This window comes from Nocardia sp. NBC_01499 (genome assembly GCF_045040275.1).
In the GTDB taxonomy this organism is placed as follows: domain Bacteria; phylum Actinomycetota; class Actinomycetes; order Mycobacteriales; family Mycobacteriaceae; genus Nocardia.
Genome location: NZ_CP109426.1, coordinates 3,942,081 through 3,964,209 on the forward strand (window position 1 = coordinate 3,942,081; position 22,129 = coordinate 3,964,209).

Here is a 22,129-nt window from a genome sequence, read left to right on the forward strand (position 1 = left end):
TGGAAATCCCAGATGAGCATCGCGGAAGTGTTGACCTCAACCCGTGTTCAGGGTGGAGCATGGGGGCATGACTCGACCCGTCGATTTCTGGAATTCCGTTTACGACAATGACATCGCCCCGTGGGTGATCGGGGAACCGCAGGCCGCGATCGTCGCGCTGGAGCGCGACGGCTGGATTCGCGGGCGGGTGCTCGATCCCGGCTGCGGGGCAGGCGAACACACGATTCTGTTGACCAAGCTCGGGTACGACGTGCTCGGTATCGACCTGTCCCCCAGCGCGGTCGAATTCGCCAGGGCAAACGCTGCCGCGCAGGAGATTCCGGCCGCTCGGTTCGAGGTGGGCGACGCTATCGCCCTCGGTGCCGCGAGTGCCGCGCCGACCTACGACACGATCGTGGACAGTGCGCTGTTCCACATCTTCGGTACCGAATCCGACACCCGTGCGGCGTACGTGCGCAGCCTGCACGCGCTCTGCAAGCCGGGCGGCCTGGTCAATATCCTCGCGCTGTCCGATGCAGGACCGGGCTTCGGGCCGCAGATCAGCGATGCGGTGATCCGCGAATCATTCACTGACGGTTGGGAATTGGAGGACCTTCAGCTGACGCACTACCGCGGCCGTGTCACCGAGGCAACCCTCGAGCAGAAGCCGGACCTCGGCCTGCCCGTTGGCAGCGCCATCGATGTCCCGGCATGGCTGGCCCGGATCCGCCGCGTCTAGACGTCTGGTCCGCCCATACCCGCCGGTTGCCCGCCCGAGATGCGCGCGTGCAGGTGCATGTCGTGCCAGCCGTCGGCGTGCAGTCCCGCGCTGCGCATGGTCCCTTCCAGGGCGTAGCCGAGCTTGGTGGCGACCCGGCAGGACGGCTGGTTCGCCACCGAGTGGCTCAGTTGGAGGCGATGGAACCCGATATCGAAGGCCCATGTCGTCAGCGCGGCGACCGCGCGCGGCGTGACGGCCTGTCCACGAACGGCGGGTGCGGTCCAGTAGGCGACCTCAGCTTGACCGCCCGTCAGCTCCAGGTTCTTCAACGAGGCGCGGCCGACGAGCCGTCCGCTGGCGATGTCGGTGACCGCCCAGTTGGCGGCGACGACCGCGCTCCACGTCCCCGCCCACCGTTCGATCCAGTCACGTACCTCGGCGAGCGAGCCCGCGCTGCGGACGTGCCAGCGCTGGATCAGGGGATCGGCGAAGACTTCGAAGACCTCCTGCGCGTCATCGACCAGCCATGGCCGAAGCAGCAGCCCGTCGCCGGTGGCGATCTCCGGTTGCGTTCCCTTGGTGAATCTTTCGGCGGCGACCAAGTCGTCCGTCAGCAGTGGCATGCCGTCGATTCTTCCCGTCGGCGGCGCGTTCGACGCGAGAAACGTGCTCATGACCTGACGCGGGCGCAAGGTACTCGCGCCTGGCGGATCGGCGAGTAGTCAGGCGTCCAGATGATCTAGGGTCAGCTTATGCAGACGCTGAATGTGGCCGAGGCCGAGCGAGTTGCCGCGCTGCTTGCGGCGGAGGCCAACGCTGTCGCGTTGTTCGACGAGGTGATCGAGCGGGGGATCATCGCGCCGGGGGTGCGGGAATCCGTGGTCAGCGACGCGGTGCGCGATCTCGCCGACGAGATGTTCGGCACGCGGCGGTATTGGCACAAGCGGATCGTGCGGTCCGGGATCAATACGCTCGAGCCGTACAGCGCGAACCCGCCGGATCGGATCATCGGCGCCGATGACATCTGTTTCCTCGACTTCGGGCCGATCTTCGCGGAATGGGAGGCCGACTTCGGCCGCACCTATGTGCTCGGCGACGACCCGGCCAAGCTGGCATTGCGCGACGCGCTCGAGCCGCTGTGGGAGCAGGGGCGCGACTACTTCGACGCGCACCCCGATATCACCGGGGAGCAGCTCTACACCTGGGTCGCCGGGCAGGCGGTCGAGCAGGGGTGGGAGCTAACCGCGGCGATCGCCGGGCATCTGGTCGGCGAGTTCCCGCACAAGCAGATCTCCGGCACCGAGCTCACCTCGTATGTCGCGGCGGGATCGACCGAGCCGATGCGCAGGCTCGATCCCAAAGGCCGGATCTGCCATTGGATTCTGGAGATCCACCTGGTCGACCGTGCCAACAACATCGGCGGGTTCTTCGAACAACTCCTCGATGTGCGCCCGTCAGTGGATGGCGGCAAGTAGCTCGGCGGCGGGCAGCGAGGCGGGCGGGCGCCCTTCCCTGGCGAAGGTGTTGGCGAGCTGGCGGATGTGCTCGTTGACCGGGGTCGGCACGCCGTGCAGGCGGCTGAGCAGCACGATTTCGCCGTTGAGGTAATCGGTTTCGATGGTGCCGGTGCCGCGGACCAGACTCTGCCACGACGAGCTGCCGGACCTGCTCGCGCGATCGGTGCTCAAGATATCGCCACGCCTTGCCCGGTACTCGTCGAATGAGGTGACCGGGATACCGGCCGCGGCAAGGACTTTCGCCCCTTCGGCACACGCGAGTTCGACAAGCTCGGCGATACCGTCGCCGGGCTGAACTGTCGCATCGATCGCGTTGCCGAGGTTCATCAGCAGCTTGTGGTACTTCCACCGCATGATGTCGGCCCTCGGCTCGGAATGGCAGCCCGCCGAACGCAACGCCGCCGCAATGGATTCCGCCGTCTCGTCGAGCTCCGCCGGATACCTGCCGATGTCGAGGATGGCAGGCACCGGCCACGCGCGCGGCTCCACCACACCCGGCTCCAGATGGGTGGATGGGAACATCACGCAGACGCCGTACACATTAGGGAACAGTCGCAACGCGGCGCGCTCGTTGGCGACGCCGTTCTGCACACACACGATCGGCGTCGCCGGATCGACCACCGCAGCCAGATCCCGCAGTGCCGCTTCGGTATTCATGCTCTTCATCGCCAGCAGCAGCACATCGCCCGGTGCGCTGTCGAGCTCCGCCGGACTCGACACCGCGGCAATGGACAACGTCTCCGTACCGCCGCCGGTCACCAAGCGCAGCCCGTCCGACCGGATCGCGGCCAGGTGCGCACCCCGCGCGATGAGCACGACCTCATGTCCCGCCCGATGCAGCAGCCCGCCGAGACTCCCGCCGACCGCACCCGCCCCGTACACGATGAACCGCTTGGTATCCATGCCCCGAGCCTGCCAGTTCCGGCGGGCTGCCGCCCGGTTCGATCGTTCGACCTGACCAAGGGCGCGGTGCACCCGGTTGCCCGGCGTCGCTCAGTAAGATCGAGTTCGCTGTCGATGGGGTTCCCACTCCGGGTCGCGTTCGCTCAGAAGGATGGCCGATGCTGCGTTTCTTCCTGTTCGGCGCGTTGGTGCCCGCCATGCTGATCGTCGGTGTCGCGGCCGCGATCGGCGGCTGGGCCTGGTCGATCGTGCTCGTCCTGCTCGGGGCGCTGCTGCTGCTCGGCGTCTACGACCTCATCCAGCGCAAGCATTCGTTGCTGCGGAACTATCCGCTGCTCGGGCATCTGCGGTATCTGCTGGAGGAGATCCGGCCCGAGATTCAGCAGTACTTCGTGGAGCGCAATTTCGACGGACGCCCCTACGACCGCGAGATCCGATCGACGATCTACGAGCGCGCCAAGGGAATTCACGGTGAGCAGTCGTTCGGCACCGAGCGCGACCTCGACGCGATCGGCAGCGAGTACCTGGTGCACTCGATCGCGCCGGTGCCCGAACCCGCCGAGCCGCCTCGGGTCATGGTCGGCGGCCCGGATTGCACCAAGCCCTACGCGATGTCGCTGATGAACGTCTCGGCGATGAGCTTCGGCGCGCTGTCGGCCAATGCCATCCGCGCGTTGAATCACGGTGCGGCCCTTGGTGGTTTCGCGCACGACACTGGCGAAGGCGGGCTCACCTCCTACCACCTCGACGGCGGCGGGGACCTGATCTGGGAGCTGGGATCGGGCTACTTCGGCGCGCGCACCGCGACCGGTGATTTCGACCCGGCACAGTTCGCTGACAAGGCCGCGAACGAGCGGATCAAGGCAATCTCGGTGAAGCTCAGTCAAGGTGCGAAACCGGGGATCGGCGGCGTGCTGCCCGCCGCGAAGGTGACCGAGGAGATCGCGGGCTTCCGCGGCGTGCCCGCGCACGTGAAATGCGTCAGCCCACCGATGCATTCGGCCTTCTCGACGCCGCGCGAGCTGATCGAGTTCATCGCGCGCCTGCGCGAGCTGTCCGGCGGTAAACCCGTCGGCTTCAAACTCTGTGTCGGCTCACGCATCGACGTGCTCGCCTTCTGCAAGGCGATGGTGGCCGAAGGCGTCACACCGGATTTCATCACCGTCGACGGCGCCGAGGGCGGAACCGCCGCCGCCCCACTGGAATACGAGGACCATGTCGGCCTTCCGCTCACCGATGGGCTGATGACCGTGCACAACGCGCTCGTCGGCACCGGGCTTCGCGACCGGATCACCCTCGGCGCCAGCGGAAAGGTCGCCACCGCAAGCGATATCGTCATCCGCCTCATCCAGGGCGCCGACTTCACCAACTCCGCGCGGGCCATGATGATGGCGGTCGGCTGCATCCAGGCCATGGTCTGCCACACCAACAAGTGTCCGGTCGGCGTTGCCACGCAGGACCCCAAGCGCGCCCGCGCACTCGACGTGTCCGAGAAGAGCATTCGGGTCAAGCGCTATCACGAGGCGGTGGTCGCGCAGGCCGTCGGGCTGATGGCCACGCTCGGCGTCCAGCACCCGAGCGAGCTGACGCCACATATGCTTCGCAAACGAGTTTCGGCCACCAGCGTGCGCTCCTACGCCGAACTCTACGAATGGCTCACTCCCGGTGAGCTTCTCGCCGATACCCCGGCGGCCTGGCGCGAGGACTGGAATTACGCCTCGGCCGACTCGTTCCGGATCAACGCGCCGCATCCCGCCGCACGGTGAGTCAGGCGACGGCCTCGCCCTGGTCGCTCGAGTAGCCGCGGTGCGAGCCCGGTCCGTAGCCGGGGACATTGATGCCGGGCACATCAGCGCCCAACGCGATGATCTGGTTGAGCGTGTTGTGATGCTGCTGTACCTCGGCGATCTGCCCGTCGTGAAAGCGGATCTCACTGAGAAACGTTGCGTGGTAGGCGCGTTGGCTCTCCAGCGCAGTGAAATCGCCCTCGATATTGGCGAACCAGCAGTGCGGCGCGGCGAACGGGCGCACGGCGATGCGGCACAGGCTGCCCGGCTGCCACAGTTCGGTGCTCCACCAGAGCATGCTTTCGCCTAAATCGTCACGGCCCTCGATGGTGTCCGGCAGGCCGGGTAGCTGCCACGGTGCGTGGAATCGCACGTCCGCGGTGACCAGGTCCAGGATCTGCTCATGGTCCTGGAGGAAAAGGAGTTCGTAGAAGCGTTCGATCGCGGCACGTTCGACGGCGGCGTCAGGTAGTCCGGTGGTGCCGTTGCTCCGGGTGCCCAAACGTCTGCGGTCCTGCGGAGCGGTTGTCATGCTGATCATCACAAGCCTTCCTATCGCGCCGGTCGATCACTCGAAGATGAGTCAGCAAATCATGAGCAAACATGAGCCGTCAATGAGTATTACGCGAATCCGCTGTGGTGCTCGCCACTGGTCAGCGGCCCCGTTGTCACCGGCAGCGCCGCGAGCCTGTTTGCCGATCGGTGAGGACGGCCATAGCCTTGAGGTGTTCGCGTGACGGTCGAGCCACGTCACCGAAGCCGAGCTCGGCGAACCCCTCGGGGGCGAAAGAAGTACCGCACTACCTGATCGGAGCCATCCGATGTCGACGATTCTGTACGTCATTCTCCAGCCATTCCTCGGCGAACAAGCAGCCCAGCAGTTGGCCATCAACTTTCTGTTCGGGCCGAGCGACTGACGACCGTCCCGCGCGGGCAAACCTGCGCCCACGGGCCGCTAAACTGCTGAGCGGGACAGTAAGTCGAGGGTGCGCAGCGGGAAGCGCACGGCGAACACAGGAGAAATCATGTCGAGTCGCCGCTTCCGATCCAGTGTTGCCGGGATAGTCATCCTGGTAACCGCACTGGTGGTTGCCGGTTGTTCAGCGTCGGAGTCGAAGAAGCCGGGAGCGGCCGACCCGGCGCCCCCCGCTATCTCCATCACCCCGGCGGCGGGCGCGAAGGATGTCGATCCAACGGCTCCGGTTCAGGTGACCGCGGGTGACGGCATGTTGACCACGGTCACCATGACCAATGAGAAGGGCAAGCCCATCGAGGGCATCTTCACGCCGGACAAGACGGCGTGGAAGCCCACCGAGCCGGTCGGCTACGGCCACAGCTACACCATCACCGCCGAGGGCCTCACGATCACCGGCCGCAGCGGCCCGCTGACCTCGAAGTTCTCCACGCTGACGCCGAACAACCAGACCAAGGTCTATTTCGAGACCACCGGCGGCGGGCTGCTCGACGGCGGCACCTTCGGCGTCGGTGCCGTCATCGCCGCCCACTTCGATGAGGACGTGCCCGACCGGGCGCTGGCCGAGAAGCGGCTACAGGTCACCACGACTCCCCCGCTGGAAGGCTCGTGGTACTGGCTCGACGACCGGCACGTGCACTGGCGGCCGAAGGAGTACTACCCGTCGGGCACGAAGGTGACCGTCTCGGCCAACATCTACGCGGTCGACCTCGGCGGCGGCCTGTACGGCCAGGAGGACACCAAGGCCTCGTTCACCATCGGCGCCTCGCACGTCTCGATCGCCGACGACAACACCAAGCAGGTCCAGGTCTTCGAGGACGGCAAGATGATCCGTTCCATGCCGACCTCGATGGGCATGGGCGGCAGCGAGAACGTCGGCGGCAAGACGATCACGTTCTGGACCCAGCCCGGCGTCTACACGGTGATGAGCAAGGCCAACCCGGTGGTCATGGACTCGTCCACCTTCGGGCTGCCGGTCAACTCCCGGCTCGGCTACAAGGAATCCATCAACTGGGCGACCCGGATCAGCACCGACGGCATCTACCTGCACGAGCTGGCGTCCACGGTGTGGGCGCAGGGCAATACCGACACCTCACACGGCTGCCTGAACCTCAGCCCGGACAACGCGCGCTGGTTCTTCGACTTCGCCGTCCCCGGCGATGTGGTCGAGGTCCGCAACACCGGTGGCGCGCCGCTCGACGTCTGGCAGAACGGTGACTGGGGTCTGTCGTGGGATAAGTGGCAGGCGGGCAGCGCGCTGAAGTAGGCGAGCCAGCTCTGGCCGCGACCGGTCTGGTCCGGCTGGTTGCTCCGGTTCGGCGCAACGTGGCCAGCTGCACGCTGGCCGAGCGCGTGGGCGCGCTGGTCGAGTCCCGCGAAACCTTCGTGACACCAACGGTTTACGACGGGCAGCTGGCATTGCGCGCGGCGTTCAGCTCGCCGCCTCCGCGGTGGGCGGCGGACGGAAGCCGGGGCCGGGGCGCGGTTCGACGTCGCGGGGGTCCAGTTCGGTGCGGCAGTGCTCGCACACCAGCAGTGGCGTGATCGCGTGGCCGCAGGTGCGGTGTTCGAGGATGAGCGGCGGTCCGTCCGGCTCGGCCAGGTGGCGGTCGCCCCACGCCGACATGGCGATGATGATCGGGTAGAGCTCGCGGCCCGCGGCGGTGAGGTGGTAATCGACGCGGCCGCCGCCCTCGTCGGTGCGGGCGAAGATGCCCGCGTCGATCAGCATGCGCAGGCGGCTGGTGAGCAGGTTGCGGTTGGTGATGCCGATATTGCGGGCGAAATCGCTGAACCGGCGCACGCCGAAGAACGCCTCGGCGATGACAAGGATGGTCCACCGGTCGCCGAGCAGCTCGACGACACGGGTCACCGAATCATCGGCCGGGCGTCGGATGGTCATCCGGATATCTTCGCATTCGTCATCGGTATTGCATTCCTACCGTCAGTATCGGAATAATACTACTTGTCCGAGCGCAGCCGGACCCTTCAGGTGGGAGTTCGATGACGTCAGCAGCACAGCCGATCGCCGACTACGTCCGGTTGCTCGACCCCGCGGTGCGGCCGGATCCCTATCCGCTGTTCGCGCGGATACGCGAGGCAGGGCCGTTCCGAATCGGCACGGCGCCGGTCGTCGTGGTGACCAGCCACGCCGACTGCACGGCCGTGCTGCGCGATCCGAGAGTGAGCGTCAACCAGTCGCTGGCCAAGCTGCAACTCGGCTCGATGCCGATCTTCGACGCGACGAAAACCACTGCGGCGCAGGCAAAGCCGTCGTTTCTGTTCCTCGATCCGCCGGACCACACCCGGCTGCGGCGGCTGGTGTCGAAGGCCTTCACCCCGCGCGTGGTGCAGCGGCTCGAACCGCGAATCACCGAGCTCGTCGACGACATTCTCGACAAGCACTCGGCGGCAGCGACATTCGACGCGGTCACCGAGTTCGCCTATCCGCTGCCGGTGACCGTCATCTGCGAACTGCTCGGCGTGCCGCTGGAAGACGAAGCGCGGCTGAGCCGTTGGTCGTCGCTGCTGTCGCGCACATTGGATCCGACCTCGCGGCAGGCCGCCGAGTTCCGCGCCGACCCCGCCGAATTACAGCGCGCCGGAACCGAACTCAGCGCCTACTTCGAGCAGCTGACCGAACACCGCCGCGCCGCGCCTGGACCCGACCTGCTCTCGGAGCTGCTCGCGGCGGAGGACGCCGGGGACAAGCTCACCCACGAGGAGTTGATCGCCACCTGCGCGCTGCTGCTCGTCGCCGGGCACGAGACAACGGTCAACCTCATCGCCAACGCGACCCTCGCGCTGCTGCGCCGCCCCGACGAGCTCGCCGCGCTACGCGCGAATCCCGAACGGGCACAGGGTTTTATCGAGGAGACGCTGCGCTTCGATCCGCCGGTACAGTTGATTCCGCGCATCGCCGCCGACGATCTGACGGTGGGCGGGTTCGCCGTCGAGCGCGGCGATCTGGTGGTGATGCTGATCGCCGCGGCACAGCGCGATCCCGCGGCGTTCCCCGACCCGGACCGCTTCGACCCGTCGCGCGACAACCGGCACCTGGCCTTCGGACTCGGCGCCCACTTCTGCCTAGGCGCCCCGCTGGCCCGGCTCGAGGCGCGGGTGGCGCTCACTCGGTTCGCGCAACGCGTCGAAGCACCGCGGCTGTCCACCGATCCGCCGGTCTATCGCGAACACGTGAATCTGCGCGGCCCGGCGCACATGCCGATCGAGTTCGCCACGATCCTGCCCCGCTAGCCGTCGTACGACGTGTGCGGCGTCCACTCGTCAAGTGGCCGGGTCGCGGCGGCGTGCAGCGCCTCGGCGACCCGTTCCCTGGTGAACGCGCCCTCGCCGAGCACGCCGTTGATCTGCACCGCGACGGCCCGAATACCCTTGGGCGCCAACGTGGTATCCAAGCTGGTGACCAGATTGCGGACGGCCGCCTTCTGCACGCCGAGCGAGGCTGCCTGATTCCACGGCTTGTCCGCGGCCGCGCTCCCGGTGACCAGCACCCGCGCGCCCTCGGCGAAGTACGGCATGGCCGCCTGGACCGCGGGCAGCAGCGCGGCGGCGCCGATGGTGAAGTCCTCGATCAGTTCCGGCACCGACAACTGCAGCGGATCCGACTGCCGGAACATGCTCGGGTTGAAATGCAGCACGTCGATCCGGCCGTGCTGCTTACCCACCGCGGTCACCACGCCGGCGATGTCAGCCGGATCGGACAGGTCGACGCCGACCCCCTCCGCGTCGAAACCCTCGCCGCGTAACTGTTCGGCAAGCGGCTCGGCCTCCTCCGGCAGCCGACAGGCCAGGAACACGGCGTAACCGTCGGCGGCGAAGAGTCGGGCAACGGCCAATCCGACACCGGGACCGGCGCCGAGCACGAGAAGCACGGGAGCAGACATGATCTCGAGCCTAGAGTGGGTGCGGCGATCACGGCCAGGCGTTGAGCGGCGAGCCGTGACAGCGCCGCCGCGACGGCTCGCACGCGGCCGCGAAAGGTGCTTATATAACCCGCGATGATCTGGGTATTGCGCGCGCGTGCGTACTCTCGAACGGGTCGGACAAGGAACGAGACGGCGAGGAACGATCCGTGGAACGAGTGCCGAGGAAGGCGCAGGGCACACAGTCCGCGGCGATGCACGATGACGACACTGTCGAATTCGCCCGGGTCACCGACCCGCCAGCGCGCCACGCACGTCATCGGCGTGCCGAGCCGAAACGTGTCGCGCCGAAACAACGCCGCCGGGTAGCGGAGAAACCGCGTCGGGGCCGCCGAGCGGCGAAGATCGCGGTTCGGATCGTCGTCTCCGTCACCGCCCTGGCCGTGCTCTCCGGTACCGGGTTCGCCTGGTCGGCCAAGATCGACTTCAACAACGGGTTCAACCGCTCCGAGGCGATCGGCGCCGACGCGCCCCACTCGCTCGGTGGCGACCTAAACATCCTGCTGATCGGCCTGGACACCAGGAAGGATCAAAACGGCAACAACCTGCCGAAGGACATCCTCGACCAGCTGCACGCGGGCGACGGCGACGAGGGCGGCTACAACGCCAACTCGCTGATCCTGTTGCACATCCCCGCGGATATGCAGAAGATCGTCGCGTTCTCCATCCCGCGCGACGACTACGTTGCGGTCTCCGGCATCCCCGGCTACGACCACGTGAAGATCAAGGAGGCGTACGGCCTGAAGAAGGCGGCCGCGGAAGCCAAGCTCATCGCCAATGGCGAGAAGGACCAGGTCACCCTGGAACGCACGGGCCGCGAGGCGGGACGGGCGTCCATCGTGTCCGCGGTCCGCAACCTGACCGGCGTGCCGATCGACCGGTTCGCCGAGATCGCCCTCGTCGGGTTCTATCACCTGGCCGAGGCAATCGGCGGCGTCGACGTGTGCCTCAACAAGGCCGTCGACGACAGCTACTACTCCGGCGCCAAGTTCCCGGCCGGGCCGCAGCACCTCAACGGTTCCGACGCGCTCGCCTTCGTCCGCCAGCGGCACGGCCTCGACAACGGCGACCTCGACCGGACACACCGGCAGCAGGCCTACCTCACCTCGGTCGCCAAGTCGCTCAAGGATTCCGGCACGCTGACCAACGTGACCAAGCTTTCCGACCTGATGAAGGTGGCGCATCAGGACGTGGTGCTCTCCGACAACTGGGACCTGCTCGAATTCGCCCAGAACCTGGGCGGTGCCGGCTCGATGTCGGTCGAGTTCCGGACGCTGCCGGTTTTGCGCTACGACACGATCAACGATCAGGACGTCAACATCGTCGATCCGGCCGCCATCAAGAAGGAAGTGCGGGCCGCGTTCGGGATCGCGGCGCCGAGTAGCACACCGGCCCACCCGCCGACCAGCACAGTCGATGTGAAGAACGCGGGCAGCGGGCCCGGCGTTGCCGGAAAACTGTCCACCGCGCTGACCAGCCGCGGCTATCGCGAGGGCGAAGTCGGCAATCTCGGCAGCACCACCGTGACGACCACGGTGGCCTACGGCACGGGCGCCGAGGCGGACGCCACCCAGTTGGCCGAGACGCTCGGCGGACTCACGCCGACCGCGTCGCCGAACGTGACGGCGGGCCACATCCAGGTCATCATCGGCAGCGACTTCACGATGCCCACCGAGTTGACCTCGAGCTCTCCGACGACGTCGACCTCGACCTCCACGTCAACCTCGACATCGACCACGCCCACCACGACGGGCGATCCCGCTCCCGACTCCGGCAAGCCCGTCACGACGACGATCGGCAGCACGATCCCCTGCGTGAACTGATCGGTTATTCGACGACTGCCTTGATCCGGTTCAACGTCTCCCGCATCCCCTCGACGTTCGTCTTGGTGCGCGCCCGACCGGCCAGCAGCGAGTACACCCGCAGCACCGGGTGGTCGTGTAGCTGGAACGACTCGGTGACATCGGTGCCGCCCTCGACCGGCTCGAACCGATAGGTCCAGGTATTGACCGGCACCCCGCCGGGGCCGTACACCGTGAACGCGAATTCACGGCCCGGCTCGCACGCGATGATCCGGCACACCGTCCAGTACTTCAGGCCCCAGCCGTTGCGGTTGACGTGCCCGCGGAACTTCACCCCGACGGCGGGTCCGGTAGCGCCGCCGAGCCATTCGGCGGCGAAGGTCTCCGGACTGAACCGCCCGGTATTCGTGATATCGCTGACCAGCTCCCAGATCTTGTCGGCGGGCGCGGCCATTCGCACTGTCACACTGTCCTGCATGCCCGAACGCTAGCAGGAGTAAGCACTCGCTACCGGCTGTCGGAAAGGGGCGTCAGTGCGTCGAATTCCGCGTCCCAGCGGTCCGGGTCGGCTAGCAGCGCGCCGGGTGGCAGTTCCCAGTAGGCGGCGAGCAGGTCGTAGCCTAGGTGGGCGGTGGCGGCGTGGGCGGGCCAGTGCGCGCCGGTCCACTTCGGATCCTCGGTGGCCGAGTCGATTCCGGTGCGGGCGACCCCGACCAGTTCGAATTGCAACTGCTGGGTCAACGCGACCGCGGAGGCACCGGCTGGCTCGGTCCGTGAGAGTTCCAGCAGCGCACGAGCGACGGCGCAGACCCGAATCTCGATCCAGCGGAAGGTGCGCCGGTGCGCGCGCGGCACAACGACGTGCGGGACGAGCACCGCGACGCCGACACCGATCACGGTCTCGATGAAGCGATCTCGGATCAGAGGCGCGACCGCGCCGTCCGGGGTCTTGCCCACCGCGAGCAGCGCGATCGGCGTGATGAAGATCGCGGCAAGCGCGTAGTTGCGTGGCACGAACAGCTCCATGCAGAACAGCAGCGCGGCCACCAGCACGATCAGGGCGTAACCGGTGAACGCGAGCTGGTGCACCACGCCGAACAGCACCAATCCGGCGATCGTTCCGACGAAGCGGTGGATGCCGCGGACCTTGCCGCGCACCCGGTCTGGGCCGATCTGCAACACCATCAGCGCGGTGAACACCGCCCAGTGCGGCCGGTCCTGGCCGAGCAGCGCGCTGAGTCCCCCGGCGGCCAGGCAGGCGACGCCGACGCGGAAGGCGCTGATGGTGGAGTGCGAATCGAACGACAGTGATCGGCGCAGCCGGAACCAGACGCCGGGGCGGACGAACGAGATCAGCGGGTCGACGACCAGGTCGTTGGTGTCGTCGTAGGCCGGACCGGCCAGCCTGCGCCGGGCCGCGACCAGGGTGGCCAGCAATTCCGAATCCGGTGCTCTGCTCGGCAGTCCCGCGTCATAGACCGCGGCCCATGCCTCCGCGACCGCGCCGCCCGCCTGATGCCGCAGATCGATGGCGGGTCGTCCCTCGGCCCGCGCGGACAGGTAGGTGTCGACGGCGCGAATCGCGGCCTCGACGGCGACCCGTTCCGGCTTGCGTCGATCGCGCAGCACACCGGCCATCGAGGCCAGCACCGAGGCGCCGACGCCGAATGCCGTGCAGGACAACAGCGCCGCGGTCGATATGCCCGCCTCGGCGGCCATCATGGCGCCGCCGCAGGCGATCACGAAGAGCAGGGCGCCCGGCGGGCCGAGTCGCAGCGCGTCGATCGCGTAGACGGCGACCACCGCGACGAGCGTCAGCGTGGCCACCGTGAGCAGAGATGCGCCGAGCCCACCGGACAGCCCGTGGCCGAGCATGGCGCCGACGCCACAGGACGCGAGCAGCGCGAGGCCGGCGGTGAGCACCACCCCTGCCCGCATGCGATAGGCCCTGCGCTCCCCGTACATCACCGCGAAGGCGCCGAAGAGTACGAACAACGCCTGCTCCGGGTGACCTGTCGCGACGACCACCGCGGCGGGCAGGGCGAAGGCCACTGCGGACCGCAGCCCTGGGCTCCAGCGCCGTCCCGCAGGCGGAAGCGCGAACAGCAGTGCGCCGATGCGGCCCTGCGGCGGCAGCGGGTCGGAGACCGACTGGACCATTGACTTCCTTCCTGTGCGTCAAGCGGGGTTGCCGTTCCACCGTATGCGCGTGACGGCCGCCACTGGACAGTCGGCCCGTCGCCCGCCCACGCCGCTAGATTCGAGGGGTGACCGACGCCGCGCAGACCACCCGCATCCATTCCTTCGCCGACGACGCGCTCGGCGAGCACGACGCGGTCGCGCTCGCTGAGCTGGTGCGCAGCGGGGAACGCAGTCCGCGCGAGCTCGCCGCGGCGGCGGTGGAACGCGCGCGCCGGGTCGAGGAGTTAGCGGCGGTCGCGTACGAGAGTTACGACAAGCCGCTGCTGCCCGCCGAGCGGACCGGCCGGTTCTACGGGGTTCCGACGTTCATGAAGGACAATGCCGACCTCGTCGGGATGCCGACCAACCATGGCACCCAGGCGTTCCGGGCCAAACCGGCGCGCGAGCACGGCGCGTATGCCCGCCAATTCCTCAGTGCCGGAATGACGGTGCTCGGCAAGAGCACGCTGCCCGAGTTCGGGTTCAACGCGACCACCGAGCCGCCCTTCGCCCGTCCGACCCGAAACCCTTGGCACACCGGCTATTCGGTGGGCGGATCGTCCGGCGGGTCCGCCGCGCTCGTCGCGTCGGGGGTGGTGCCGATCGCGCACGGCAACGACGGCGGCGGATCGATCCGCATTCCGGCGGCCTGCGCCGGGCTGGTCGGGTTGAAGCCGAGCCGGGGCCGCCACATCGATTCGGCGATGGCACGCAAACTGCCGGTCAATATCATCAGCGAAGGCGTGCTGACCAGGACGGTGCGCGATACCGCGGCGTATACCGCTGCGGTGGAACAGTATTGGTCCAATCCCGCGCTGCCGACGATCGGTTACGTGGCAGGGCCCGGATCGAAGCCGCTGCGGATCGCGCTGTTGCTGGACAATATCGGCGGCCCCGTGCCCGCGGGTCCGATCCGGGACGCCGTCGAAAAGGTCGCTGCCACACTGGAATCCCATGGGCACCACATCGAGCCGGTGCCGATGCCATTCGATGACACACTGGAAACGGCATTCCTGCAGTACTGGGGCCTACTAGCTACCTTCGCCGCCTCGACCGGAAAGCTGGCAGACCGCCACTTCGACTCCGCCCGACTCGACGACCTCACCCTCGGCCTACGCCGCTACTTCCTCCGCAGCGCATGGCGCGCCCCCGTAATGCTGTACCGACTACGCGCAGCAGCCGCCACTTACCAACGCGCCCTTGGGAATTACGACGCCGTCCTACTCCCCACACTAGGCCGCGAGACCCCAGAACTCGGCTACCTCAGCCCCACCGTGCCCTTCGACGACCTGCTGGACCGCCTGCGCACCTACGTATCCTTCACGCCGATCAACAACATCACCGGCACCCCCTCGATCACCATCCCCGCCGGCCTCACCCCCACCGGCCTACCCATAGGCGTCCAGTTCGCAGGCACCCACGGCAACGAACGCCCCCTCCTCGAACTCGCCTACCTCCTAGAAGCCGAACACCCCTTCCCCCGCCTACCCTCAGCGAAATCCGCACCCTAACTCGGAATCCGCACCGACTTTAGCGCCCTATTCCGAGTGCGAATCCCGAGTCAGAGTGCGGATTCGGCGATACCGGCTGACGGGGCCACTTCACAGGCCTATTGACCGCCCGCACTCCCCCGCCGTCGCGAACATCGAGGCGAGTCAATTGGTCGCTAAACGATCTTCACCAGCAACCATATGACTCACCTGAACTTGAAATGCCCGCAACGCCACCACAACCAGATGACCCCGGGGAACTCGGGCACCGCGCACCTGCCTCGCGGTGGCAGCATCGAAGCGAGTCATACGGTCGCTAAAAGATCTTAGATAGCAACCATTCAACTCGCCTCGATGCCCGCACTTAGTTGAGGCGAGTCAAATGGTCGCTAAAAGATCTCGGACAGCGACCATTTGACTCGCTTGATCTTGAAAATGCTCGACACGCCACCACAGCCAGATGACCACCTCGGAAACTCGACTCCACGCACTCGACGTGCGCCTAAAGCCGGGTACGGCAGGCGGCGCGCCCACACTACTCACAGGAAAACCTGGGTAGGTCTTCAGTTTCGCTGGACTGGTTACGTTGGGAGTCTTTAGCTGTACTCACTCGGTGGGTGTACCCGTCCCAGGGAATGATCGAGTAGTGCTGAGCGCGTCGTGTGCCGTACCCGGCTTTAGGTGCACGTCAGGTGCGCGGTGTGGGGGTTCCAGCGTGGTCATCTGGCTGTGGTTGCGTTTCGAAAGCCCAGGTGTGATGAAAACTGGTGGTATAGAAGGGGATTCACAGAGCATGCATACCCTTCACCAGGTTGTATCCCCTGTGAAAGGTATGCACGCCCTGTGGGTTAGCGAGGCAGGCCAGCCAGCGGTACCACGGTTGCGGATTCCGGGCCCATCCCCCGGATCCGCACCCGCACTCGGAGTCCGCACCCATTGCGGGGTGCCTAGAGCGAGTGCGGATCCCGTGTACGGGTGCGGATTTCGCTAACCGTGGGCGTGGTCGACGCCTGGCCGTTCGCGGTGGACTGGGCCGTGGGACTCGTCGCAGTGTTCCTCGAGTACCGGGAGGAGGCGGTCGGCGCTTGGGCTTGCGGCGGCGGAGACCAACTGGGAGTGGTCGACCTGCAGGGTGGTGTGGGTGATTTCGTAGTCGTGGTCGAGGAGGCGTTCGATCTGCTGGCGTAGGCCGTGGCAGTCGGCGCCCGGCTGGACGAGCACGTGTGCGGACAGTGCGACGTTGCCGGAGGTGATCTGCCAGACGTGCAGGTCGTGCACCTCGTCGATGCCGGGCATCTCTACCAGGCGGCGGCCGAGCGCGTCCGGATCCACGCCCGCCGGTGCGGCTTCGAGGAAGATGCGGCCCGATTCGCGGACGAGCCCGAGGCCCGCCTTCACCATCAGCGCGACGACGACCAGCGTGGCGATCGCGTCCGCGCGGGCGAATCCGGTGACGAGCACGACGATTCCGGCGACGGCGGTCGCGATGAAGCCGTACAGGTCGTTGAGCACGTGCTGGAACGCGCCCTCCACATTGAGGCTGGAGCGGTTTGCCTTGCTGATCGCCCACGCCGCGGCCACATTCACCACGATGCCGACGAGCGCGGTGGCGACAACCAGCCCACCGGTCACCTCCGGCGGATCGAGCAGGCGGCGAATCGCCTCATAGGTGAGCCATCCCGCGAGCACCAGCAGCGTGATGCCGTTGGCCTGCGCGGACAGGATCTCGGCCCGTTTGAAGCCGTAGGTGTATTTGCCGCGCGCGGGGCGGGCGGCGAGCCGAATCGCGGTGAGCGCCAACACGATCGACGCCGCGTCGGTCAGCATGTGCGCCGCATCCGAGAGCAGGGCCAGCGAATTCGCCAGCAGGCCGATCACGACCTCGACCATCATGAATCCGGCGATCAGTGCCAGCGCGACCGTCAGCCAGCGGCGATCGGCATCACCGGACACACCGTGTGAGTGTCCATGGCTGCCGTTGCCGTGGCTGTGCCCGTGCTCGTGTTCATGTCCCATTAGCCGCCCGCTTTCGTCACCGCCATGTATGCGCATATCTGCATCTGTTCAGCCAACCTTAGCGCACCCTATGCCGACCGCAGCGTACTACGTAGGATGACCTAGATCACACGGCTGCGGTCGGCGAGCGCGTCAGCCGTAGAGGCCCTTGGCAAGCACCGGCCACGACGCGACGTCCCAGCAAAACTCCGTGCGATGCGTCAGGCCGGACGAACCAGCGATTGAAAAAGTGCCGACGTCGGTCGGGTATCGCCACGCAGCGCCGCCATGGACGCGTGGGCATTCTCATCCGCATCCAACCCGGACCAGTCGATGAGCCAACCCGCTTCCAGCACCCGAACTCTCTCCGCAGTCAGTTCTTCGAACACTTCGACCGGAACCAGCACAGCCTCCGTCTTGCGATGAGAACCCCTGCTCAGTAGCTATTCGATCGCGGACCGCCTGGACGCGAGACAACCCCTCCGCGCCCAGGCGCCCTCCGACAGGCGATCGTGAGATCGCCTCAACCTCAGCGCGCTCCCTCGGCGCCGCGGCGCGCGACCGAGTCGATGGCGACCGAGATCGCGAGCACGGCGCCGGTGACCATGAAGCGCACCGAGGAGTCCACGTTGAGCAACAGCATTCCGTTCGTAATCGATTGGATCACAAGAATTCCCAGCAGGGCGGCGTATGCGCGACCTCGACCGCCGAACAGGCTGGTTCCGCCGATCACGGCGGCGGCGATGGCGTTGAGCAGGATGTCGCTGCCGCCGGAACTCTGATTGACCGCGACCAACCGCGACGCCGCGAGGATGCCGCCGATGGTGGCCAGCGCGGAGCAGCCGACGAAGGCGTAGATACGGATCCGGGTGACGTTGATGCCTGCCCGCCTGGCCGCCTCGGCATTGCCGCCGACCGCGTACATGCGGCGGCCGAAAACCGTTCGCCGCAGGATCAGGTCGAGCGCGAGGACGAGTCCGCCGAAGATCACCAAGGTCAGCGGAACGCCGCGATCGGAATTCAGCACGACGACGGTGGCGCCGAGCAGGACGGCGAGGCCGCCGGAACGCACCACGATCCAGACCGGCGCGGTGGCGTCGAGGCCGGCGTGCACCCGCTGATGCCGGGTGATCAGGCTCGCGACCAGGTGCCCGCCCGCGAGCAACACCACGAGCAGCCAGCCGAGCAACGACGGTAGCCAGGTATCGCTGATCGTGGCGATGCCGCGATCGAACGGCAGGTTGACGGTGCCTTCCTTGCCGAGCAGATACAGCATCATGCCCTGCCAGCCGATCAGCCCGGCCAGCGTCACGACGAACGACGGCATGCTCAGCATCGTGCGCATCAGCCCGTGCAGCAGGCCGATCGCGGCGCCGACGGCGATGGCGGCGAGCACCGCGAGCACGACGTTCCAGCCGTGGCGCACGTAGAGCAGCGTCATCACCACGGCCGTCAAGCCGCTGACCGAGCCCGCGGAGAGGTCGATCTCGCCGAGCAGCAGCACGAGCACGATGCCGAGCGCGATCGTTCCGGTCGCGGCCATCTGCAAGGCCAGGTTGGTGAGATTCTCCGCAGAAAGAAAGTGGGCGTTGAGCCGATAGAACACGATGCCGATGATCACGAGACCGATCGCCACCGGTACCGATCCGACTTCGCCGCGGCGTAGCCGATCCATTGCCGCGGCGGCTAAGCCACGCCCCTGGTTTCCCTGCCAGACAGGTCTTTTCATAACGACGTCACTCATACAGCTGCTCCCGTGATCGCTGCCACGATATCTTCTTGAGTCGCTGTAGCGGTCTCGAACTCACCAGCATTACGGCCGAGCCGCAGCACGACAACGCGATCACTGACCGACCGCACGTCGACCAGGTTGTGCGATATCAGCAGCACCCCGAGCCCACGCTCGCGCAGCCGGCCGATCAACGCGAGCACCTGCGCGGTCTGTTCGACGCCGAGCGCCGCGGTCGGCTCGTCGAGAATCACCATCCGCGGCCGCCCGAGCAGCGCCCGTGCGATGGCGACCGACTGCCGCTGCCCGCCGGACAGCGCGGAGACCGGGGAGCGGACGTCCTTGATCCGCACGTCGAGCGAGGCGAGCAGGTCGCGCGCGCTGCGCTCCATCTCGATCTCGTCGAGCACGGTGCAAATCCTTGTCTCGGCACCGAGATGCAGGTTGGCGACGACATCGAGGTTGTCGCACAGCGCGAGATCCTGGAACACCGTCGTGATGCCGAGGGCCTGGGCGTCCTGCGGACGGGTGATCCGCACCGTCGCACCGGCGAAGACGATTTCGCCCTCGTCGGCGACGGTCACGCCCGAGATCGCTTTCACCAGTGTCGATTTGCCCGCGCCGTTGTCGCCGACCAACGCGACCACCTCACCGGCGCGCACCTCGAGGTCCGCGCCATCGAGCGCCTGTACCGCACCGTAGCGCTTGGTCAGGCCGCGCGCCGAGAGAACCGTTGTGGGAGCTGTCATTTGATACCTGCGGCCTGGCATGCCGCCGCCACATCGGGCGTGCAGATATCGGCGACGGTGTATAGGCCGTCCTTGATGATGGTGTCCTTGACGTTGTCCTTGCCGACCGCGATCGCGTCGAGCAGGTACGACGGGATGTCGGTCGCGCCGTTGTTGGTTTTCGCTGGCGCCGTAGGCTTTTCGCCCTTCGTGAGCGACACCGCGAGTTCGGCCGCCTGCTCCGCCTGGGCCCGGTAGTCCAGGTAGATGGTCATGGTCTGCTCGCCGGTCAGAATCCGTTGCACGCCTGCGAGTTCCGCGTCCTGACCGGTCAGCGGCGGCAGCGTGGCGTAACCGGCCCGTTTCAGCGCCGCGATCGCGCCGCCGGCCATGCCGTCGTTGGCGGAGTACACGCCGACGATCGCGTCCTTGCCCAGCGCGGTGATGGCCTGTTCCATCTGCTGCTGCGCCTTGTCGGGAGACCAGTCGGGAGTGTCGAATTCGCGCCCGATCTTCACCTTGCCGTCCAGCGCCTCGTGCGCGCCCTTCTTGTAGTCGCCCGCGCTCGGGTCGGTCGGCGATCCGTTGATCACCACGACTTGACCCTTGTCGGTGGTGCCGCGCTTGTTCAGCTCGGCGAGCAAGGCCTCGCCCTGCACCTTGCCGACCTTCACATTGTCGAACGACACGTAGTACTCGTAGCTGATACCGGAGATCAACCGGTCGTAGGCGATCACCGGGATCTTCTTCTGCCGCGCCGTATTCACCTGCGGCGCAACGGCATCAGCGTTGACCGCGTCGAACACGATGACGTCGGCGCCCTGAGTGAGCGCGGATTCGAACTGGCCCTGCTGTTTTGCCGCGTCTTGATCGGCATTGAAGTAGAGCACCTTGCATTTGTCGCAGAGCTGCTTGACCTTCGCCTCGAACAGCGGGCGATCGAAGGCTTCGTAGCGGGTGGTCTTGGATTCCGGGAGCAGCAGCGCGATCGTCGGGGTGTCGCCGCCCGATTTCGCGTCTTTGGTGCTGTCGCCGGAGCTACAGCCTGCCGCCAGGACGAGTGCGGCCGCCGCCGCGGTGAGGAGCTGAATTCGACGCATGAGGTCACCGTGCCGAGAGGAGAGCGAGAGCGCCCGGTTGAGCGTTGGTAAGAAAGGTAGTTTACTAACACGGAGGTGTCCAGTGGTACGAGCAGGAGGATTGATGAGTAGGGTCGGCAATCCCCAGCTCCTTCGGACGATGAACGAGCGGCTGCTGCTCGACTACCTGCGGGTCAGCGGGCCCGCCTCGCGCGGCGAGCTCGCCAAGGCCAGCGGATTGTCGAAACCGACCGTGTCGGCGGCACTTTCGGGTTTGGAGCAGGCGGGGCTCGTGCGGCTGGTCGGGTCACTGAGTGGCCGACCCGGGCCGACAACCGCGCTCTACGACGTGAATGTACGCGCCGGTGTGGTGGCGGGTGTCGACATCGGCCGCAACTGGATTCGCCTCGCCATCGCCGACCTGCGCGGCGAGTTCATCGGCCGCCGCGATGTGCGCAACACCGCCCGTTCGGCCCCCGATCTGGTCCGGCGGGTGCGCACGCTGGCCGACGAGGTCGCGAGTGAGGCCGGAATCGACTGGTCGTCAGTGCATTACGCGGTCATCGGCAGTCCCGGCGTGCTCAACCCGAGTACCGGTCGCCTCGACTACGCCCAGAACCTGCCCGGCTGGGGCCGCGCCGGACTCGTCGGACAGCTGCGCGACGCCCTAGAAGTCGAGTCGACCATCGAGAACGACATCAATCTCGCGGCCGTCGGCGAGCTCACCTACGGCGCGGGAGCGGGCGTGCGCAACTTCGTGCTCATCTCGATCGGCACCGGCGTCGGCATGGGCATCGTGATCAACGGTGAGCTCTACGTCGGCAATACCGGTGCGGCGGGCGAGGTTTCGTTCCTGCCCGCCACCGAGGTCGACGCTCCCCTGCTCGACGCCCGCGAGCGCGGCCTGACCGAAACCGTCGCCGCCGCAGGCGGAGTCGCCCGCGCGGCCGAGCAGGCCGGACTGACCGGCGCCTCCGCCAAGGAGATCTTCACCAAGGCCGCCGCAGGCGACCCGCGCGCCATCGCGGTGGTCGAATCCGAGGGGCGCCGGATCGGCGCGCTCGTCACCGCCGTCGCCTCGATCCTCGACCCGGAACTCGTCGTGCTCAGCGGCGGCATCGGCAACAATCTCGACCTGCTCGGCGAGGCGATCGGGCGCCGGATGGCCGAACTCGGCCCGCTGCACCCCCGCATCGTCGCCAGCACGCTCGGCGACGACGGGGTCCTCACCGGCGCGGTCTCCCGTGCCCTCTCGGTCGCCAGGGATCGGCTCTTCGAAAGGCGTTCGACGGGAGCCTGAT

The 22,129-nt window shown here is 67.1% G+C and carries 20 protein-coding genes; 8 read left to right on the forward strand and 12 right to left on the reverse strand.

Annotated elements, in window-relative coordinates:
• The first annotated feature begins 67 nt into the window (after window positions 1-67).
• Window positions 68-718 (forward strand): class I SAM-dependent methyltransferase, encoded by a 651-nt coding sequence (locus tag OG203_RS18135; protein WP_405166836.1) that lies wholly within the window; start codon window positions 68-70, stop codon window positions 716-718.
• Here OG203_RS18135 and OG203_RS18140 read toward each other — a convergent pair.
• Window positions 715-1,323 (reverse strand): GNAT family N-acetyltransferase, encoded by a 609-nt coding sequence (locus tag OG203_RS18140; RefSeq protein WP_405166837.1) that lies wholly within the window; start codon window positions 1,321-1,323, stop codon window positions 715-717. The genes OG203_RS18135 and OG203_RS18140 overlap by 4 nt on opposite strands.
• 129 nt (window positions 1,324-1,452) lie before the next feature.
• On the opposite strand from OG203_RS18140, the gene OG203_RS18145 reads away from it, so the two are divergent.
• Window positions 1,453-2,175: a M24 family metallopeptidase gene (locus OG203_RS18145; protein ID WP_405166838.1), complete on the forward strand. Its 723-nt coding sequence runs from the start codon at window positions 1,453-1,455 to the stop codon at window positions 2,173-2,175.
• On the opposite strand, the gene OG203_RS18150 is transcribed toward OG203_RS18145, so the two are convergent.
• Window positions 2,155-3,120, reverse strand: a complete 966-nt coding sequence (locus OG203_RS18150; protein WP_405166839.1) for a ketopantoate reductase family protein — start codon at window positions 3,118-3,120, stop codon at window positions 2,155-2,157. The genes OG203_RS18145 and OG203_RS18150 overlap by 21 nt on opposite strands.
• 158 nt (window positions 3,121-3,278) lie before the next feature.
• Between OG203_RS18150 and OG203_RS18155 the strand changes: the two genes are divergently transcribed.
• Window positions 3,279-4,886 (forward strand): FMN-binding glutamate synthase family protein, encoded by a 1,608-nt coding sequence (locus tag OG203_RS18155; RefSeq protein ID WP_405166840.1) that lies wholly within the window; start codon window positions 3,279-3,281, stop codon window positions 4,884-4,886.
• Between the two features lies 1 nt (window position 4,887).
• Here the strand turns inward: OG203_RS18155 and OG203_RS18160 are convergent, their stop codons facing one another.
• A complete protein-coding gene (locus tag OG203_RS18160) occupies window positions 4,888-5,439 on the reverse strand; it encodes a nuclear transport factor 2 family protein (RefSeq protein WP_405166841.1) in 552 nt (183 codons plus the stop codon).
• Between the two features lie 493 nt (window positions 5,440-5,932).
• Between OG203_RS18160 and OG203_RS18165 the strand changes: the two genes are divergently transcribed.
• Complete coding sequence (locus OG203_RS18165; protein ID WP_405166842.1) at window positions 5,933-7,147, forward strand: Ig-like domain-containing protein; 1,215 nt, start codon at window positions 5,933-5,935, stop codon at window positions 7,145-7,147.
• Window positions 7,148-7,312: 165 nt separating this feature from the next.
• Here OG203_RS18165 and OG203_RS18170 read toward each other — a convergent pair whose 3' ends face one another.
• Window positions 7,313-7,783, reverse strand: coding sequence for a winged helix-turn-helix transcriptional regulator (locus tag OG203_RS18170; protein WP_405166843.1), 471 nt, complete (start codon window positions 7,781-7,783; stop codon window positions 7,313-7,315).
• A gap of 101 nt (window positions 7,784-7,884) precedes the next feature.
• Here OG203_RS18170 and OG203_RS18175 point away from each other — a divergent pair, with 101 nt between their 5' ends.
• Window positions 7,885-9,135, forward strand: coding sequence for a cytochrome P450 (locus OG203_RS18175; protein WP_405166844.1), 1,251 nt, complete (start codon window positions 7,885-7,887; stop codon window positions 9,133-9,135).
• Here OG203_RS18175 and OG203_RS18180 read toward each other — a convergent pair.
• Window positions 9,132-9,785 (reverse strand): SDR family NAD(P)-dependent oxidoreductase, encoded by a 654-nt coding sequence (locus tag OG203_RS18180; RefSeq protein WP_405166845.1) that lies wholly within the window; start codon window positions 9,783-9,785, stop codon window positions 9,132-9,134. The genes OG203_RS18175 and OG203_RS18180 overlap by 4 nt on opposite strands.
• Before the next feature lie 233 nt (window positions 9,786-10,018).
• Here OG203_RS18180 and OG203_RS18185 point away from each other — a divergent pair, with 233 nt between their 5' ends.
• A complete protein-coding gene (locus tag OG203_RS18185; protein WP_405167903.1) occupies window positions 10,019-11,647 on the forward strand; it encodes an LCP family protein in 1,629 nt (542 codons plus the stop codon).
• Between the two features lie 4 nt (window positions 11,648-11,651).
• On the opposite strand, the gene OG203_RS18190 is transcribed toward OG203_RS18185, so the two are convergent.
• Window positions 11,652-12,104 carry an SRPBCC family protein gene (locus OG203_RS18190; RefSeq protein ID WP_405166846.1) on the reverse strand — a complete coding sequence of 151 codons (453 nt, stop codon included), beginning with the start codon at window positions 12,102-12,104 and terminating at the stop codon, window positions 11,652-11,654.
• Window positions 12,105-12,133: 29 nt separating this feature from the next.
• Window positions 12,134-13,786 carry an FUSC family protein gene (locus tag OG203_RS18195; protein WP_405166847.1) on the reverse strand — a complete coding sequence of 551 codons (1,653 nt, stop codon included), beginning with the start codon at window positions 13,784-13,786 and terminating at the stop codon, window positions 12,134-12,136.
• Window positions 13,787-13,893: 107 nt separating this feature from the next.
• On the opposite strand from OG203_RS18195, the gene OG203_RS18200 reads away from it, so the two are divergent.
• Entirely contained in the window at window positions 13,894-15,318 is a 1,425-nt protein-coding gene (locus OG203_RS18200; protein WP_405166848.1) for an amidase, read from the forward strand.
• Window positions 15,319-16,284: 966 nt separating this feature from the next.
• Here OG203_RS18200 and OG203_RS18205 read toward each other — a convergent pair.
• The 5 genes from OG203_RS18205 to OG203_RS18225 form a co-directional block, all read right to left on the reverse strand.
• Window positions 16,285-17,313, reverse strand: coding sequence for a cation diffusion facilitator family transporter (locus tag OG203_RS18205; RefSeq protein WP_405166849.1), 1,029 nt, complete (start codon window positions 17,311-17,313; stop codon window positions 16,285-16,287).
• Window positions 17,314-17,513: 200 nt separating this feature from the next.
• On the reverse strand, window positions 17,514-17,699 hold the full coding sequence (locus OG203_RS18210) for a hypothetical protein (protein ID WP_405166850.1): 186 nt from the start codon (window positions 17,697-17,699) through the stop codon (window positions 17,514-17,516).
• 122 nt (window positions 17,700-17,821) lie between these two features.
• Window positions 17,822-19,036, reverse strand: coding sequence for a sugar ABC transporter permease (locus tag OG203_RS18215; protein ID WP_405166851.1), 1,215 nt, complete (start codon window positions 19,034-19,036; stop codon window positions 17,822-17,824).
• Window positions 19,033-19,770, reverse strand: coding sequence for an ATP-binding cassette domain-containing protein (locus OG203_RS18220; RefSeq protein ID WP_405166852.1), 738 nt, complete (start codon window positions 19,768-19,770; stop codon window positions 19,033-19,035). The genes OG203_RS18215 and OG203_RS18220 overlap by 4 nt, the downstream gene beginning before the upstream one ends.
• Window positions 19,767-20,849 carry a sugar ABC transporter substrate-binding protein gene (locus OG203_RS18225; protein WP_405166853.1) on the reverse strand — a complete coding sequence of 361 codons (1,083 nt, stop codon included), beginning with the start codon at window positions 20,847-20,849 and terminating at the stop codon, window positions 19,767-19,769. The genes OG203_RS18220 and OG203_RS18225 overlap by 4 nt, the downstream gene beginning before the upstream one ends.
• Window positions 20,850-20,952: 103 nt before the next feature.
• On the opposite strand from OG203_RS18225, the gene OG203_RS18230 reads away from it, so the two are divergent.
• On the forward strand, window positions 20,953-22,128 hold the full coding sequence (locus OG203_RS18230) for an ROK family protein (RefSeq protein ID WP_405166854.1): 1,176 nt from the start codon (window positions 20,953-20,955) through the stop codon (window positions 22,126-22,128).
• Window position 22,129 lies beyond the last annotated feature (1 nt).

What these genes read in the sequence shown, in the direction of transcription:
- OG203_RS18135 (WP_405166836.1), top strand. Translation starts at nt 68, where the DNA reads ATGACTCGACCCGTCGATTTCTGGAATTCCGTTTACGACAATGACATC.
- OG203_RS18225 (WP_405166853.1), bottom strand. Translation starts at nt 20,849, where the DNA reads ATGCGTCGAATTCAGCTCCTCACCGCGGCGGCGGCCGCACTCGTCCTG.
- OG203_RS18205 (WP_405166849.1), bottom strand. Translation starts at nt 17,313, where the DNA reads ATGGGACATGAACACGAGCACGGGCACAGCCACGGCAACGGCAGCCAT.
- OG203_RS18170 (WP_405166843.1), bottom strand. Translation starts at nt 7,783, where the DNA reads ATGACCATCCGACGCCCGGCCGATGATTCGGTGACCCGTGTCGTCGAG.
- OG203_RS18180 (WP_405166845.1), bottom strand. Translation starts at nt 9,785, where the DNA reads ATGTCTGCTCCCGTGCTTCTCGTGCTCGGCGCCGGTCCCGGTGTCGGA.
- OG203_RS18195 (WP_405166847.1), bottom strand. Translation starts at nt 13,786, where the DNA reads ATGGTCCAGTCGGTCTCCGACCCGCTGCCGCCGCAGGGCCGCATCGGC.
- OG203_RS18185 (WP_405167903.1), top strand. Translation starts at nt 10,019, where the DNA reads ATGCACGATGACGACACTGTCGAATTCGCCCGGGTCACCGACCCGCCA.
- OG203_RS18155 (WP_405166840.1), top strand. Translation starts at nt 3,279, where the DNA reads ATGCTGCGTTTCTTCCTGTTCGGCGCGTTGGTGCCCGCCATGCTGATC.
- OG203_RS18165 (WP_405166842.1), top strand. Translation starts at nt 5,933, where the DNA reads ATGTCGAGTCGCCGCTTCCGATCCAGTGTTGCCGGGATAGTCATCCTG.
- OG203_RS18145 (WP_405166838.1), top strand. Translation starts at nt 1,453, where the DNA reads ATGCAGACGCTGAATGTGGCCGAGGCCGAGCGAGTTGCCGCGCTGCTT.
- OG203_RS18150 (WP_405166839.1), bottom strand. Translation starts at nt 3,120, where the DNA reads ATGGATACCAAGCGGTTCATCGTGTACGGGGCGGGTGCGGTCGGCGGG.
- OG203_RS18140 (WP_405166837.1), bottom strand. Translation starts at nt 1,323, where the DNA reads ATGCCACTGCTGACGGACGACTTGGTCGCCGCCGAAAGATTCACCAAG.
- OG203_RS18160 (WP_405166841.1), bottom strand. Translation starts at nt 5,439, where the DNA reads ATGACAACCGCTCCGCAGGACCGCAGACGTTTGGGCACCCGGAGCAAC.
- OG203_RS18230 (WP_405166854.1), top strand. Translation starts at nt 20,953, where the DNA reads ATGAGTAGGGTCGGCAATCCCCAGCTCCTTCGGACGATGAACGAGCGG.
- OG203_RS18190 (WP_405166846.1), bottom strand. Translation starts at nt 12,104, where the DNA reads ATGCAGGACAGTGTGACAGTGCGAATGGCCGCGCCCGCCGACAAGATC.
- OG203_RS18215 (WP_405166851.1), bottom strand. Translation starts at nt 19,036, where the DNA reads ATGAGTGACGTCGTTATGAAAAGACCTGTCTGGCAGGGAAACCAGGGG.
- OG203_RS18175 (WP_405166844.1), top strand. Translation starts at nt 7,885, where the DNA reads ATGACGTCAGCAGCACAGCCGATCGCCGACTACGTCCGGTTGCTCGAC.
- OG203_RS18220 (WP_405166852.1), bottom strand. Translation starts at nt 19,770, where the DNA reads ATGACAGCTCCCACAACGGTTCTCTCGGCGCGCGGCCTGACCAAGCGC.